The 15,813-nt window shown below is 39.8% G+C and carries 10 protein-coding genes and 2 pseudogenes; 8 read left to right on the top strand and 4 right to left on the bottom strand.

Going from position 1 to position 15,813, the window contains the following annotated elements:
* Positions 1 to 87: 87 nt before the first annotated feature.
* The 3 genes from DTA23_RS25520 to DTA23_RS25510 all read left to right on the top strand — a co-directional run bounded on the left by DTA23_RS25520 (position 88) and on the right by DTA23_RS25510 (position 2,215).
* Positions 88 to 462 carry a DUF1573 domain-containing protein gene (locus DTA23_RS25520; protein WP_075992841.1) on the top strand — a complete coding sequence of 125 codons (375 nt, stop codon included), beginning with the start codon at positions 88 to 90 and terminating at the stop codon, positions 460 to 462.
* 97 nt (positions 463 to 559) lie between these two features.
* Complete coding sequence (locus DTA23_RS25515; protein WP_112376380.1) at positions 560 to 1,759, top strand: pyridoxal phosphate-dependent aminotransferase; 1,200 nt, start codon at positions 560 to 562, stop codon at positions 1,757 to 1,759.
* Positions 1,760 to 1,921: 162 nt separating this feature from the next.
* Positions 1,922 to 2,215 (top strand): hypothetical protein, encoded by a 294-nt coding sequence (locus DTA23_RS25510; RefSeq protein WP_070561096.1) that lies wholly within the window; start codon positions 1,922 to 1,924, stop codon positions 2,213 to 2,215.
* Between the two features lie 52 nt (positions 2,216 to 2,267).
* Here DTA23_RS25510 and cmk read toward each other — a convergent pair whose 3' ends face one another.
* From cmk to topA, 3 genes and pseudogenes are all read right to left on the bottom strand, one after another.
* Entirely contained in the window at positions 2,268 to 2,963 is a 696-nt protein-coding gene (cmk, locus tag DTA23_RS25505; protein WP_070561097.1) for a (d)CMP kinase, read from the bottom strand.
* Positions 2,963 to 3,376, bottom strand: coding sequence for a hypothetical protein (locus DTA23_RS25500; protein ID WP_046672862.1), 414 nt, complete (start codon positions 3,374 to 3,376; stop codon positions 2,963 to 2,965). Before DTA23_RS25500 ends, cmk begins: the two co-directional genes overlap by 1 nt.
* Positions 3,377 to 3,378: 2 nt before the next feature.
* Positions 3,379 to 5,778 (bottom strand): annotated as a pseudogene (gene topA, locus DTA23_RS25495) (type I DNA topoisomerase).
* 377 nt (positions 5,779 to 6,155) lie between these two features.
* Here topA and DTA23_RS25490 point away from each other — a divergent pair.
* The gene (locus DTA23_RS25490; protein ID WP_112376379.1) at positions 6,156 to 7,070 is read left to right on the top strand and encodes a glycerophosphodiester phosphodiesterase family protein; all 915 of its coding nucleotides are present in this window, start codon (positions 6,156 to 6,158) and stop codon (positions 7,068 to 7,070) included.
* A gap of 108 nt (positions 7,071 to 7,178) precedes the next feature.
* Here DTA23_RS25490 and DTA23_RS25485 read toward each other — a convergent pair whose 3' ends face one another.
* Entirely contained in the window at positions 7,179 to 7,994 is an 816-nt protein-coding gene (locus tag DTA23_RS25485) for a patatin-like phospholipase family protein (RefSeq protein WP_070561100.1), read from the bottom strand.
* A gap of 35 nt (positions 7,995 to 8,029) precedes the next feature.
* On the opposite strand from DTA23_RS25485, the pseudogene DTA23_RS30780 reads away from it, so the two are divergent.
* From DTA23_RS30780 to DTA23_RS25460, 4 genes and pseudogenes are all read left to right on the top strand, one after another.
* Positions 8,030 to 8,808: pseudogene (locus DTA23_RS30780) on the top strand (DsbA family oxidoreductase).
* Positions 8,809 to 8,877: 69 nt separating this feature from the next.
* On the top strand, positions 8,878 to 12,420 hold the full coding sequence (gene smc / locus DTA23_RS25470) for a chromosome segregation protein SMC (RefSeq protein WP_112376376.1): 3,543 nt from the start codon (positions 8,878 to 8,880) through the stop codon (positions 12,418 to 12,420).
* Between the two features lie 872 nt (positions 12,421 to 13,292).
* A complete protein-coding gene (ppk2, locus tag DTA23_RS25465; protein ID WP_112376375.1) occupies positions 13,293 to 14,102 on the top strand; it encodes a polyphosphate kinase 2 in 810 nt (269 codons plus the stop codon).
* Positions 14,103 to 14,245: 143 nt separating this feature from the next.
* Positions 14,246 to 15,781 (top strand): IS1182 family transposase, encoded by a 1,536-nt coding sequence (locus DTA23_RS25460; protein WP_112376374.1) that lies wholly within the window; start codon positions 14,246 to 14,248, stop codon positions 15,779 to 15,781.
* Positions 15,782 to 15,813 lie beyond the last annotated feature (32 nt).

Here is a 15,813-nt window from a genome sequence, read left to right as displayed (position 1 = left end):
TTGTTAGATGTACAATAAATTGGCAATAAATATTAAATTTGGCATATCAGTTGTACTATTTTAATCGTAAAGTAATATTTTAGAAGCATGAAAAAGTATATAACAATCTTAGCAGTCATCATTTCCTTTATTGGTTTTTCTTCGATGCAAACAGGACAAGGAGAATTTAAATTCGAAAAAGAAACACATGATTTTGGTAAAATTCCGGCCGGCACGCCCGTTTCGTATAATTTCAAATTTTCTAACACCGGTAGCGAGCCAATTATCATTTCCAATGTGGTGCCTACCTGTGGATGTTCTGTAGCAGAATTTACAAAAACGCCAATCAAACCAGGAGAAAGTGGCACGATTAAAGTGACTTACAATGCTGCAGCAAAAGCGCCATTCACAAAGAGCTTCACGGTGCAGTCGAATACCAAGACTCCTGTAAAAACGCTATACATTAAGGGTATTGTAGAATAACAATTCCCATAGATAAAACGAAAAAAGCCACATCATCATGTGGCTTTTTTCGTTTTATTTTGGTTAGCTTTGCACTACTAATTTTAAAAAAACTATAATGCCAGTAATATCAGAAAAAGGGCTGAATATGCCTGCGTCGCCTATTAGAAAGTTGACGCCATATGCTGATCAAGCAAAAAAAGAAGGTAAAAAGATATATCACCTCAATATCGGACAACCTGATATCCAAACACCTGAAGTGATGCTTAATGCTTTGAAAAATATACAGTTCAAAGTGTGGGCCTACACACCTTCTGAAGGTACAGCCTCTTACCGAAACAAGTTAGCAGAATATTATAATAAGCTAAATTATAATATCGAGCCGACAGATATATTAGTGACAAATGGTGGTTCGGAAGCGATTATGATCGCTATGCAAGCCTGTTTAAATGAAGGCGAAGAGATCATAATTCCAGAGCCATTTTATGCAAATTACAATGGTTTTGCTTGTTCCTCCGATGTGGTAATCAAACCAATCATGTCCTATATTGAAAGTGGATTTGCATTACCTTCCATCGCCGAATTTGAAAAGGTAATTACCGCTAAAACCAAAGCGATCTGCATCTGTAATCCAAATAACCCTACGGGTTACCTTTATTCCAGAGAAGAACTCGAAGCTCTTCGTGAACTTTGTCTAAAATATGATCTTTACCTTTTTTCAGACGAGGCTTATCGTGAATTTTGTTACGATGGCAGAGCGTTTATCTCACCAATGCATTTAGATGGTCTCGAAAATAATGTCGTTATTTTTGATACAGTATCAAAACGTTATTCCGCTTGTGGTGCGCGTATTGGATGTATCATTACCAAAAATAAAGAACTATATCAGACAGCACTGAAATTTGCACAAGCGCGCTTAAGCCCATCCTTAGAAGGACAAATAGCGGGTGAAGCTGCTGTTGATACACCAGACAGTTACTTCGAGGCGGTATCCAAAGAATATACAGCAAGAAGAGATACCCTCGTAAAAGGGCTCAATGCCATTGAAGGAGTTTACTCTCCTAACCCGGGTGGCGCATTTTACGTCGTAGCCAAATTACCAATTGATAATGCAGATAAATTCTGTCAATGGATGTTGGAAGAGTTCTCTTACAATAACGAAACAGTTATGATGGCTCCAGCTACGGGCTTTTATAGTACAGAGGGTGCTGGAGTAAATGAAGTCCGCCTGGCCTATGTACTGAATCAGGATGATCTTAAAAGCGCTTTAGTTTGCTTAGAGAAAGCACTCCAAGTGTATCCGGGACGCACAAATTAACAATAAGTCAATAGCACTTAAGAAAGGCGGGACATGCATGTTCCGCCTTTTTCTTTTTTCATGGTTCCTTCCCATAAACCCCAATTCTATTTCTTTTTTAAAAAAAACAAAACAAAGTTTTGAAGCATCTTGTTCTTCTAATAGTAACAAAAGCGATTTCATATGGATAAATTGAAGAAATTCCAATTGATGGAAAAGATAGCAAGAGAATTAGAAGATGTCAGAAATAGCCAGCAAGCTGTTTTGGAAAAAATAGGTAAAATCGAAGTTGATAACATTGAACTCGGCGATAAAAATATCGAAAAAACAATTCCCGATATCTATCAACGTACAGCAGATAATTCAGATGCTATTAAAGCTCTTCTGGAATCTTTTCAAGATGAGACAGCAGAGTTTGGGGAAAAGAACAATGTTGGAAAATTATTGGAACAACAACAAATTAACAGTATAAAATAATGATATTCCAAACACAAAGAAGGCCGACTAAATAATCGGCCTTCTTTGTGTTTTATAATTGGACTTTTGCAGCCTTAGCTTTCAAATACTCTTCTTCAACAAAATGGAGCTGTTGTTCTGGTGTCAGATTAGAATTATCCAAAACAATCGCGTCTTCCGCTTGTCGTAATGGACTTTCCGCACGGGTACTGTCGATACGGTCACGTGTTGCAAGATTTTCCACGACTTCTTCCAACGTCACATCCTCCCCTTTTTCCGTCAACTCCAGATAACGTCGCGCAGCACGTACTTTAGGATCGGCCGTCATAAAAATCTTCAGATCAGCATCTGGAAAAACAGTAGTACCGATATCACGGCCATCCATAATAATATTTCGTCTGCTACCCAATTTTTGCTGCTGGGCGACCATGGCAACCCGGACAGCTTTAATTGCACTCACATCACTAACTTTATCAGAAATATACATCTGACGGATCTCTTCCGAAATATCCTCATCATTTAGATGGATCTCCGTCTTTATTGCATTTGGGATAAAATCAATATGGATATCTTTTAGTGCGCTTTCGATCGCTTCTTGATCATCCAGCGCTATTTTATGCCGGATAAAATAGAGTGTGACAGCCCTATACATGGCTCCGCTATCAATAAAGGCAAACTTCAGTTTTTTTGCCAAAGCTTTTGCCAGTGTACTCTTACCGCAGGAGGAAAAACCATCTATGGCAATAATAAAATTGTGACGTCCACTCATTATTCGTTTCCTCCTATGATTACACCTGGGCGATTGACCAAAGGAACCTTAGTCAGGTTACCATCCACAATGCTTTCAGGTAAAAAGATATATTTTTTATCGTAAATAATGTTATCAATATAAAAACTCAACCAATATTCATTTGTAAGCCCGAATACCTGTTCATCAATCGCTTCAACACGATCGAAAGATTTAGCTTCTATATTACCAATAAAATGACGCAAAGTCGTTGTTGTTACTTGTCGGCCATCCTTTTCGCCATAACCTTTTGAGCTAATCAGCACGTTCTGAATAGCAATGTTCTTGTCGTTGATAACATAGACAGTCCAGTTTTTTGTCTCCACCGTCTCACCTTCCAAAACAACGGCGATCATAATGTCTTTGACAATATTTTCAGGCAAATCTGCTTTCATCCTTATTTAGACTTTGTAGTTTTTTTAGCTGGAGCCTTCTTAGCGGTAGTCTTTTTTGCTACAGTTTTCTTTTCTGTTGTTTTTGTTTTAGTTGCTTTTCCTTTTGGCGCATCCGCCTCAGCCCATTTTAACACATCTTCATAGGTAATTTTTTCAATTTCCGTTCCCTTAGGAATCTTCAGATTCTGCTTGCCAAAACGAATAAATGGCCCCCAGCGTCCCTGTTCAATCTGAGCATCCGGATTTTCATCAAAAACCCGAATCACTTTTTCGATATCTTTCTGACGTTTGTCTTGATAATCTGTATCGCCTCTTCTTCTGTCACATCCAATGGGTCAACACCTTTTGGTAGTGAGTAAAACGCCGAATTGTGACGGATATAAGGTCCAAATCGCCCAACAGCAACCGTCATTTCCTTATCTTCAAATAAACCAACTTTTTTCGGTAATTTGAACAATTCCATGGCATCCTCAAAAGTAATGGTTTCGATCATCTGTCCCTTTCTCAAGGAAGCAAAACGAGGTTTCTCTTCATCGTCAGGAGAACCAATCTGTACCAATGGGCCGAACTTACCAATGCGAACCGAAACAGGCTTACCGGAAACCGGATCGACACCGAGCTCACGCTCATTATTCGCACGATCTGCATTGACTAAAGTATCTTCTACCTCAGAATGAAAAGGCCCATAGAAATCATGCAGCATTTTTGTCCATTCGGTCAGTCCATGCGCAATATCATCAAATTCTTTTTCTACGTTGGCCGTAAAATGAAAATCCACAATACCGTTGAAGTGTTCAACCAAAAAGTCATTCACGACAACACCGATATCTGTTGGAAACATTTTTCCTTTTTCGGCACCGGTTATTTCCGGTTTTTGTTACCGCTGTTAATTCGGCATCCTTTAATGTCAGTACACGGTAATCGCGCGATTTACCTTCACGCTCTTCCTTTATGACATACCCGCGGTTTTGAATCGTTGAAATTGTAGGGGCGTAGGTTGAAGGACGGCCAATTCCCAATTCCTCTAATTTTTTCACCAAAGCAGCTTCCGTATAACGTGCTGGCGGTCGTGTAAAACGCTCCGTCGCCGACATGTTTTTCAACGTTAATGGCATACCAACAGCTAATGGTGGAAGAATAGCATTGTCACTATCTTCGTCCATCGCGCTGTCTTGATCGTCATCCAAGGATTCCATGTAAACTTTCAAGAATCCATCAAATTTCATCACCTCTCCCGAAGCATTCAAATCTTCAGTACGAGTTGATATGTCGATTTTTGCCAATGTACGTTCAAACTCCGCTTCACTCATTTGAGAAGCAATTGCTCTTTTCCAAATAAGCTCGTATAATCTTTTTTCGGATGCATCGCCATCGATGGTGTGTTCAGAGAAATAAGTAGGACGAATAGCTTCGTGCGCCTCTTGTGCACCCGATGTCTTTGTTTTATATTTTCTGACTTTATGGTACTGGTTACCATAAGCCGATTTGATTTCCTTTTCAGCAGCCTCAATCGCCGTATCACTCAAATTAACAGAATCGGTACGCATATAGGTAATTCGTCCTGATTCATACAGCCTTTGAGCCACCTGCATGGTGCGGGCAACCGAAAATCCAAGTTTCCGGCTTGCTTCCTGCTGTAATGTTGATGTTGTAAATGGCGCTGCTGGTGAACGCTTCGCAGGTTTTGTTTCGAGATTTTTTACAGAAAAAAGCGCTGCTTTACAATCCTCCAAAAATTTGGTCGCCTCTGCCTCTGTCGCAAAACGCTGCGGAAGCTCGGCTTTAAAACTATCCTTAACTTTTCCCGTATGAAAAAAAGCAACGATCTTAAAAGCCGCTTCGGGTTCAAATTTATTGATTTCACGCTCACGATCTACAATCAGACGAACCGCAACTGACTGCACGCGTCCGGCAGATAAAGAAGGTTTCACCTTTTTCCATAGAACCGGAGACAATTCAAATCCGACTAATCGATCTAACACCCTTCGCGCTTGTTGTGCATTTACGAGGTTATAATCTATTTTACGCGGGTTGTCAATAGCCTTCAAAATAGCTGGCTTTGTAATCTCATGAAACACAATTCTTTTTGTGCTTTCATCTTTTAATCCCAAAGTCTCAAATAAATGCCATGAAATAGCCTCTCCTTCGCGGTCCTCATCGGACGCTAACCAAACGGTTTCTGCAGCTTTAGCCAATTTCTTCAGTTCACTTACAACCGCCTTCTTGTCGGATGGAACTTCATACTTTTGTTCAAAATTCTTTTCGGTATCAATTGCATCATCGGTTTTCACCAAGTCGCGAATATGTCCATAACTTGACTTGACCAAAAAATCCTTTCCTAAATACCCTTCTATCGTTTTCGCTTTCGCCGGAGACTCAACTATCAATAAATTTTTCGCCATCTAATTTGAGATTTGTGCAAATAAAGGGAATTCTGAAAGGAATGACAATAATTTCTTACAAAAAAGACAAAAAAAATAGATTTCATGTCGACAATTAAGAAATTTATCCTACAATAAAGAAGCAGGTAACGAGCTCATGGTTGGCATAGAAACGCTGTCAGATCAAGGTAATTTGCCCATCGAACTACTTTGTGCCCCTCAATTTCAGACCAAAACAAATTCATTTAACTTTATTCGGTTTCGAATTCACCTTCATAAAGTTGCAAAATCAAGTATTCGAAACAGTTAAAATACGTAAAAGCAAAATATATATGTATATTCGCTTATTCAAAAGGGCAATATTAACAACTCCGCTATTTTGTTTAAATATTTTAATAATGAAAAGAAGTCTTCTCAGAATTGCCTTTTGGGGCACGTTATTACCATTTGCATCTTGTTCAGTTATGAAAGATTCAGCAAAATCAACTTCAGACAATTTCCCTAAACTTAGCCTGGAAGCGCATCGTGGTGGCCGCGGCCTATACCCTGAAGAGTCTATCGCTGCCATGAAAAATGCAATAGATTTTGCAAAGGTGACCACACTGGAAATGGATTGTCATATTACCAAAGACCGTAAGGTTGTTGTCTTTCACGACGATTACCTTAACCCGAAGTTTGTATTGAAACCCAATGGCACCGAAATTTCTGACAAGGACAAACCGTTGAGAATTTACGATATGCTTTATAAAGATCTGGTTAAGTACGATATCGGATCGAAATTTTACAAAGAGTTTCCTGAACAAAAAAAACAGGTTACACGTATAGCAAAACTAGCAGACCTTATTGATAGTACTGAAGCCTACGCAAATCTAAAAAGGAAAGCGCCGATGTTTTACAATATCGAAGTGAAAAGTAAGGAAGATAAAGATGGTATTTTCCATCCAAGGGTTGAAGAATTTGTGGATCTTATGGTACAGGTAATCACCGATAAAAAAATTGCTGCGCGAACCGTTATTCAATCGTTTGATAGCAGAGCCATTAACTATCTGCACAAAGCATATCCTCAAATCAAAGTTTCTTATCTTATTGATGCAAACCATACAAAAAGTGTTGAGCAAACAATTGCAGCTTTGGGTTTCACGCCTTTTATTATAAGTCCGCATTATAAAATAGTAACAAGCGATTATGTCAAGCAGTGTCACAAAGCTGGTATCAAGGTCATTCCTTGGACAGTCAATATGAAAGAAGAAATCGAGCAACTAAAAGCCGTGAAAGTTGATGGCATTATTAGCGATTACCCCAATTTGTTTTAATAAATACTTCACATGGTTCGCTTAGAATAAAAATATCAGTTTCAGTATGTTTCAATGCCAGAGAAACCATGTACAGCCAAAGCAAAGTAGTCCCTTGATCGTCCTAAACTACTTTGCTTTGGCTTTGTTTTTTAATGCTTTGTCAATATATTCCCGCCCCTTCTGGACCAAAAATTCAGAGCGGTGATAATCCCAAAGGTTACAGATATTATAGGGAATGTCTACCACCACATCGGGCCGGTACAAATCAACAATCATACGGCTCATTTTCCTGCGCATCACATAGTATGACGCTTGGAGTATATCCAACGAATTCGAAGTCCTTGTATCCAGTTTTTTGATAACAGAATATTGTTTATCCGGTTTAGATTCCAGATTAACCGCTATGATTAGGTTCTCTTTCTTGGTGACATGATTTATAGGCAATGGATTGAGTACCCCGCCATCAACATAGACATGATTGTCGTCTTCTACAGCTGTAAACACCGCGGGAATGGCAATCGACGCCCGAATAGCATCATACATACTTCCAAAGTCCAGCACAACCTCCTTTTCGTAGTTTAGATCTGTCGCAACGGCTTTAAACAAAATAGGGAAAGTCTCAATATTAGCATCCGGAATCACAGATTTCAAGGCGTTAAACACCTTGATCCCCTTCATCATCCCCAGTCCCTTCCAGCTAAAATCCATCATATTAAAGACCGATTTCTTCGTCAGGCGCTGCATCCATTCTTCCAGAACATCCATCTTCCCCTGTGCATAGATACCACCGACAAGCGCTCCTATTGAACAACCTACCACCTCATCGATTTCGTAGCCCAGCTCTTCAAGACGTCGAATAATACCAATATGCACCAGGCCTCTTGCACCACCCCCGCCCAGAACAAGGGTAACTTTACGATTTAAAAAAGCTTTCTCCACCATAGTTATACAAATACTTGAAACACTTGTTTACATCCATGCAACAATGTAAACAGATAATCATCGTTATTATATGTATTTTTGATTACAATATACGCAGTAAAAAAAGAAATATGAAAATAGAAATTTGGTCGGACATCATTTGTCCTTTTTGTTATATTGGTCTGACAAAGCTTGAACTAGCTCTTCAGGATTCCACAAGTAAGCCATCCGCTGAAATCATCTGGAAATCATATCAGCTTAACCCTGATTATCCCCAAGATGCTCCGGCAATGCCAACCTACGATTACCTCGTTCAAACGAAAGGCATGAGTATGGACGATGTCGTTGCGATGACCTCACAGCTCAGTGCCCAAGGAAAAGAGCTGGGTATTGATCTGAACTTTGAAAAAGCAATCGTTGTAAATACAAAAAAGCACATCGTCTGATCCATTTTGCCCAAGCGCAACAAAAAGGCACTCAAATCAAGAAAGCCTTATTTAAAGCTCATTTTACGGATGGTCTTGATGTAAATAACAACGAGGTGCTCAGCACGATTGCTACGCAAGAGCATCTTTCCGCTCAGGAGGTAAAAAACTTATTGGAATCTGATGAATATGCTTATGATGTTGCACAGGATATTCAAGAAGGTGTCAGCTTAGGACTCCGAGGTGTCCCTTTCTTTGTATTTGACAGAAAATATGCTATCCCCGGTGCACAGCCCATGGAAGTCTTTCACAACACCATAAATGAATGCTTGGCCAGTCAGCCAACACCGCTTGAACGCAGAGGCGAAGAAGGCCCTTCATGTGATCGTGAAACAGGAAAATGTGAATAAAGAAAGGAAAAATTATTGTTTAATTTTACTATTTTCGCAAGCTTATAACGACAAACAAATTTGGTATAAATGCAGTTAACCAAACTAGAAATTAAAGGATTTAAAAGTTTCGGAGACAAGATCACGATCAACTTCAATGATGGTGTCACAGCGATTGTTGGCCCCAATGGATGTGGGAAGTCCAATGTGGTCGACGCCATACGCTGGGTGCTGGGAGAGCAGAGCACAAAGATGCTTCGCTCCGATAAGATGGAAAATATTATCTTCAATGGAACGAAAAATAGAAAACCGGCAAACCTTGCAGAGGTCTCGCTGACCTTCAACAACAACAATAATATTTTGCCAACGGAATTCTCTACAGTGACCGTCACGCGGAAGCTGTTTCGCAACGGCGATAGTGAATATCGATTGAATGATGTCAAATGTCGTTTAAAAGATATCACAGATCTGTTCCTGGATACCGGAGTTGGTGCGGACAGCTATTCGATCATCGAATTGAAAATGATTGATGAAATTATCAATAATAAAGATAATTCACGTCGCAACCTCTTCGAAGAAGCATCTGGAATCTCTAAGTATAAAGTTCGTAAAAAACAGACTTTGGCAAAGCTGAGAGATACTGAGGCCGATCTTAGCCGTGTAGATGACTTGCTTTACGAAATCACAAAGAACCTCAAATCATTAGAAAATCAAGCTAAAAAAGCTGAAAAATATACCTCACTTAAAGCAGAATACCGCCAGAGCAGTATAGATTTGGCTTATTATAAAATAGCAGATTTCTCGACTGAATTGGAAAGACTTCAAACACAAGAATCCAAGGTTCAGAAAGATGCTACCAATGCACATCAAAATATCCTGAATGCGGAAACGGAACTCCAATCACTCCGCCAGACAAATTTGGAACAGGAAAAAAACCTTTCGGTACAGCAAAAAACAACGCAGGAATTTGTCAATAAAATCCGAGGTTATGAATCGGAAAAGAAGATCAAAAACGAAAAGGTCAAAAATCTTCAAGATAAAGAGAACCGGTTGAACCTCGATATCAACAGCGATAAACAACAGCTTAATCATGTACTCTACACCATCAAACGACTGAATGAAGAATTGTTTGATGAACAAAATAAACTCGATTCGTTAAAAACGAATCTTGAATCGGATAAATCCGAAGTCGACGAACTGAGGGGACAGCAACAATCGGCAAAGGGAAAGCTTGATCTTTTTAATAAGAGTAATGCTGAATTACAGGCAAAAATCTACAAATTAGAAAAAGATCTTGCCGTATTTACCATTCAGAAAGAAGCCCTCCTCCAAGAATCTGTTCGCAATAGTGTAGATACAGAAGCAAAAGAAGCCGAATTGCAGCAGTTTAATTCTGCTGTTACTGAACTGGAAGGCCGTGTGGAAGCACAGCAGTTACAGTATGACTCAGCAAACCAGCTGGAAGAAGAGCTCCAAGGACAGATCAGTCAGTGCCAGGCAAACCTAGAAGAACTTAAGGCCCAGCTTGCCAAAGACCTCCGCCTGGTAGATGCCAAACAAAACGAATACAACCTCACGAAATCTCTTGTTGATAATTTAGAAGGTTTCCCCGATTCCATTCGGTTCCTCAAGAAAAATGCAGGATGGAAAAAGCAACCTCCGCTCCTATCAGATGTCCTTTTCTGTCAGGAAGATTATCGCGTGGCTATTGAGAACTATCTAGAGCCTATAATGAATCACTATGTTGTCGAAACACAACAAGATGCTGTTCAAGCAATTCAGCTATTGAGCGATTCCGCAAAAGGAAGAGCTAATTTCTTTGTTTTAGACGCCATAACACACTCGCCAAACGCTGCCCCTGCACCAAATGACAATTTGATATCTGCGTTGGATGTGATTACAGTAGACGAAAAGTACAAGGCTTTATGTACGATGCTGCTCCAGCAGGTCTTTATTCTTAAACATGACAATGAAAAAGAACTGGATGAAAAGCTACCTGCTCTGGGACAGGTGATTCTGCAAAAAAATGGACGTTATTCGAAACATCATTTGGGTCTTTCTGGTGGTTCCGTGGGATTATTTGAGGGCAAACGTATCGGAAGAGCGAAAAACCTCGAAGTGCTATCCCAAGAGATCAAAACCTTAAATCAGGAAATAGCAAAACTTGAAGATAAAATAACGGCCGAAACAGCTCGCTTGGATGTACTACGCGGCAATTCGCAGAAAGAGTTAATCGATGAGCTTCGTTTTCAGCTCAATAGACTGAATAATGAATTAATTACTGTCAAAACAAAGCAAGAGCAATATCAAGCCTTCATCAATAACTCCCAGGCCCGTAAAAAAGATATTCAGGAGAAAATTGAAAGTATAGAATCAGATTTAAGGATTGCCGAGCCACAGCTTCAGGAGCTGCGCCAGGAAAAAGAACAGAGTATCGCCGAATTATCGACATTACAGGACCAGTTCCATGAAATAGCTGAAATACTTAACGAAAAATCGACCGCATACAATCAAGAGAATATCGCTTATCATCAACAGTTAAACAAAGTTTCCAATATCACGAAAGATCTCGAATTTAGAGAGACGCAGAAAGATGACCACGAACTCCGTGTGGAGCGAAACAGTGCAGAATTAGTTGAAGTGCAAGAAGCGTTAAGAACAACCATTCCATTTGAAGATGAAGAAGATCAGGATCTTATTGCCATGTATGAGCAGAAGATTGCTTTAGAAGATGGTCTTAAAGAATTGGAAGACAACTACTATGCAGATAAGCAGAAAATCAATAATCTCGAAGACGCCCTGACACAGCAGCGTCGTTCAAAAGAGCAGAGTGACTTTCTTATTTCAGAGATCAAAGATAAAAAAACAGGTCTGCAGATCGACCTCAATGCCTTAAAAGAACGCCTTTCCGTTGAATTCAACATTGAATTGAAAGATCTAATTGACCGTGAAGATGCGCCTGAGATCACAGAAGATCAAGCGACATTGGCAACCAAATGTAGCAAACTCAAGAAACAGCTTGATGAATTTGGAACGATCAATCTGATGGCAAAAGAGGCTTTCGACGAGATGAACGAACGCTATGATTTCATTAATAAAGAGAAAGCTGATTTAATTGAAGCAAAAGGATCCTTGATGGCAACAATAAAAGAAATTGACGATACCGCTCAGGTTCAGTTCATGTTTACATTTGATGCCGTGAGGAATAATTTCGTTAAAGTATTCCGTTCCCTATTTAACGAAGAAGACAGCTGCGACCTGGTACTCACAGACCCGAGCAATCCGTTGGATTCAGATATCGACATTATTGCAAGGCCCAAAGGGAAAAGGCCGCTGTCTATCAATCAGCTTTCGGGTGGTGAAAAGACCTTGACTTCAACAGCTCTCTTATTCTCACTCTATCTTTCTAAACCGGCACCATTTTGTATCTTCGATGAGGTGGACGCTCCTTTAGATGATACGAATATTGATAAGTTCAACAATATTATCCGGGATTTTTCGAAAAATTCACAATTTATCGTAGTCTCACACAATAAGAAAACGATTGCAAGTACAGACATCATCTATGGAGTAACCATGGTGGAACAAGGTGTATCCCGTGTAGTAGCAGTAGATCTAAGAGAAGTTGCTTAGAGCGCAGCAAAATACACAATAAATAAGACGGACCGGATGTACATCTGGTCCGTCTTATTTTATATATATATCGATTTAAGTTCCGCCCGACTTTAATAAGACTCTTTACTGCAACAAACAGTGAATTGCTCTGAGCTTATTTCATGTCGCAGATCAATATAAGGATAGCAAGCAGACAGCTGATTCCCCCAATAAATAAACCGACTGATAACCAAACGGGCCCGCTACTAATCCCGCCAATGCCCTGCCATTCGTAGAGGCAAATCCACCAATGCAACACAAGCTCCAAGTGCTGTACCACGCATCTGTAATGCAACTTTTTTATGACTGCCCCCCCACAACTATATTTCGAGTACAAATATGCCACGGATCAAAAAGCTAAACATTGACTCAAGTCAAAAAAAGCCTTTAAGTCGAAAATGGGACATGAAAAATAAAAAGCCCAGAGTGGGGAACTCTGAGCTTTCGTTAGCCATATATTAACCTATTTTATGAAAAGTATTTGTAATGAAAACGTCGCATTTTTGAATTCATTATAAGAATAGTTGCCATTTAACATTTTTTAACATTTAGAATACCCCGAGGATGTACTTAATTAAACGGGAGCAGAATCGTATTTTTCCGTACTCTTGAAGCGATCCCCCATTCAACAAAAAAGCTCGAAGTGGGGAACTCCGAGCTAACCTAACCAATTATTAACCTAAATTTATGAAAAGTCTTATTTATGCAAACAGCCTTTTTTGCTGTTTAGAATTCTAAACGTAAGTGAAGAGCTTATTATTACACATCCCATTCGGAATTATATGAAATTTGACGTTTTTTAACAATTCAATAAGTAACTTTAGGAAAACGAACGTATAAATCAATAGCATATGGCAGAATACGATTTAAATGAACTTCAGAAGATCTACGAAAACAAAGATGTTTTAAACTATCTGGAACAGCATGGCATTCTGGAGATAAAAAAATTCAATGATGTTTACGATTATGAAAAGGAGCTTTACGAGCTCCAAGTCAAGCTCTTAAAACTTCAATATGAAATCATTGAAAAAGGAAAACGGGTCCTGATTATTTTTGAAGGCAGGGACGCTGCGGGTAAAGGCGGTACAATTGGCCGTGTAACCCAATACCTGAATCCCAAAAAGGTGCGCGTTGTTGCATTGCCTAAACCAACCGAGGAGGAAGCTGGACAATGGTATTTTCAACGATATATCAAACAGCTCCCCAATGCTGGGGAAATTGTGATTTTCGACCGCAGCTGGTATAACAGAGCTGTTGTTGAACCAGTATTTGGATTTTGCACCAAGGAACAGCACGAGCTGTTTATGAACCAAGTTCCTGAATTTGAGAAGCAGTTAATCGACGATGGCATCATCCTTATCAAATTATTCCTGAATATCAGCAAAGAAGAGCAGGCCGAAAGATTAAAAGAGCGAAAAGAAGATATCCTAAAACAATGGAAAATCGGTGTGCTGGACGAGCAGGCGCAGGAGAAATGGGATGTTTATACGGGTTATATTGAAGATTTATTTAAAAAGACAAGCACCAAAAAATCGCCTTGGTTAGAAATTACCAAAGATAACAAGAAAAAGGCCCGCTTAGCGTCCTTCAAACTGATTATCAATGCGCTTGTTGGAAGTGAGCAGGGAAAAATAGATTCTTTCGTTACAAAACACGACTAAATGACTGTCGGTCTGGTAAGGTATCATTATAAAAAAACGAGGCTGTCTCAAAAAGGCAGTCTCTTTTTTTGCATTATCTAAGGTTTATTATTTGTTTTAACGGTTTGATTTTCATATATTTATAGTGTAAACAAAAAGGATATATGCCATCTCAAAGAGCTACTTTTAAGCCTTACTATCAGGACCAGATCATGGCCATTCCTCCAACTTTGGACGAACTGGTGTCCAAAGGTCATCCGGTACGTATCGTTAACGATGTAATCAACCGGATCAACATCCAGTCCCTATTGGACGCTTATAAGATAAAAGGCTGCTCCAGTTATCATCCGCAGATGTTGTTGAAAGTTTTGGTGTTTGGCTACGTAAGCAATGTCTACAGCAGTCGCAAATTGGAAACGGCGTGCCGGGAGAACATCAATTTCATGTGGCTGAGCGGCATGAGCTATCCCGACCACAATACCATCAACAGATTTCGAGGCGTTCGTTTGAAAGAAGCACTTCGTAGTGTATTTGAAGAAGTTGTCAAACTCCTATCCGAAGAAGGTCTGCTGAGTATAGAAGATGTTTACACCGATGGCACCAAGATTGAAGCCAATGCTAACAAATACACCTTTGTCTGGAAAAAAGCTATCCAGACCAATAAGGAGAAGATGAAAGCTGCCTTAAAAGATATTTGGGAATACGCCCAAAGTATCGCCAAAGCAGAGGACAACCTTCCGGAACCTCCCGATCTGACAACAATTGACCGCGAAAAAGTTCAGGCTACGGTCGATAACCTGAACCGGGTCTTGTCCGATAAACCTTCGGTAAGCAAGAAGATGAGGGCAAAGTTGCGCTATGCGACTAAAAACTACCCGGCCAAGATTGTTCAATATGAAGAGCAGGAAGTAACGCTTGGAGATAGAAATAGTTATAGCAAGACAGATCCCGATGCTACTTTTATGCGCATGAAAGAGGATCATATGAAAAATGGCCAGCTCAAACCAGGTTATAACATTCAGATATCTACTTCCAATCAATACATCGTCAATTACACCATACATCCCAACCCCACAGATACCACAACGCTACCCGGTCATCTGGCACAACATGAGGCGAGCTTTGGGGAAATACTGAAAACCATTACCGCAGATGCTGGCTATGGCAGCCAGGAGAACTATGCGTTACTAGAAGGGAAAAACATTGGGGCCTATGTGAAATATGGTATGTTTGACAAGGAGCAGAAAAAGAGTTATTCGGGCAAGAAGCCATTCTCCGTTGATAAACTACATTATAACCCTGCAAAAGATTGCTATATCTGTCCAATGGGACAGGAAATGAACTGCATAGGTCTATTTACACAAAAGACCTCCACAGGTTTCGAGCAAAAAATAAAAAGATATCAGGCAAAAAACTGCACAAACTGCCCATTGAACGGTGCTTGCCACAAATCACAGGGCAATAGAATCATCCAGATAAATGAACAGCTTGAGGCTTATAAAGATAGAGCATACGGATTGCTTAACAGCGATGTCGGTATAGCCAAAAGAAAACAGCGATGTCACGATGTCGAACCAGTCTTTGGAAACATAAAACAGAACCACGGGTTCCGAAGATTTATGCTCCGCGGTAAGGAAATAGTGTCCATAGAATGGGGTTTATTGGCTATAGCGCAAAATCTAAGGAAAAAAGCAGCTTAAATAGCTACTTTTTGTTCTTTTTCTTCCCAAAT

The sequence above is a fragment of the Sphingobacterium multivorum genome (assembly GCF_900457465.1).
GTDB lineage: Bacteria > Bacteroidota > Bacteroidia > Sphingobacteriales > Sphingobacteriaceae > Sphingobacterium > Sphingobacterium multivorum.
This window is presented reverse-complemented; position numbering and strand designations above follow the sequence as displayed.